The organism is Enterococcus durans NBRC 100479 = LMG 10746, assembly GCF_001544215.1.
GTDB classification, from domain to species: domain Bacteria; phylum Bacillota; class Bacilli; order Lactobacillales; family Enterococcaceae; genus Enterococcus_B; species Enterococcus_B durans.
Map to the genome: position 1 here is coordinate 1 of NZ_BCQB01000119.1, position 645 is coordinate 645.

The following is a 645-nucleotide window of genomic DNA, read 5'->3' on the forward strand; positions in this document are numbered from 1 at the left end:
TCGAACCGATTTGAATTCATCAAAGCATAAGACCTTTGGCAAAGTCTGTTTGAAAGGATTCAATGGGCGGTAGAATCGCTTCATGACACGATAGACCGAAGAAGTGGAGATATTTTTCTGACGGGCGATTTCCGTCATGGAAGTATTCTCTTTTAAGCGAGCAATAACAGACCAACGAACTTTTTGACTAATGAAACAGTGTTTTTCAGCGACAGAGGTATCCGCTACGAATGTTCTTTGGCAAAACTTACATTTAAATCGTTGTTTCTTCAACTCCAGATAAGTGCGATACTCAGACACATCATTCAGTAACAACCGAACGGTTGTCGTCCCCCAACGAATGATCCTAGAGGGGACGACACAAAGACAATGGGGACACTCTTCTGGCTTGTACAGAAGAGTTCCTTTGTAAATCAAGCAAATTTGACCTTTGTATTTTTCTTTAGTTAAACAATTTTCCTCGAAATGGATATTTAGGTCTAGAATATTTAGGGTATCTTTGATAAGCTGAGTATGAGACATCTTGAATCCTCCTATGAATTTGTTGGGCAAATTAATTCTAAAGGATTTCAGGGTGTCTTTTCTATATTTTTTTATACAAAAAAGATGTTGGCGAAGTTCACCAACATCAAAAAGTATAGAGCC

The 645-nt window shown here is 38.1% G+C and carries 1 protein-coding gene; it reads right to left on the minus strand.

Going from position 1 to position 645, the window contains the following annotated elements; all coding sequences use genetic code 11:
- The coding region (locus ED2_RS14540; RefSeq protein WP_164703939.1) for a transposase family protein at nucleotides 1-522 on the minus strand (522 nt) is incomplete at its 3' end.
- Between the last annotated feature and the right edge of the window lie 123 nt (nucleotides 523-645).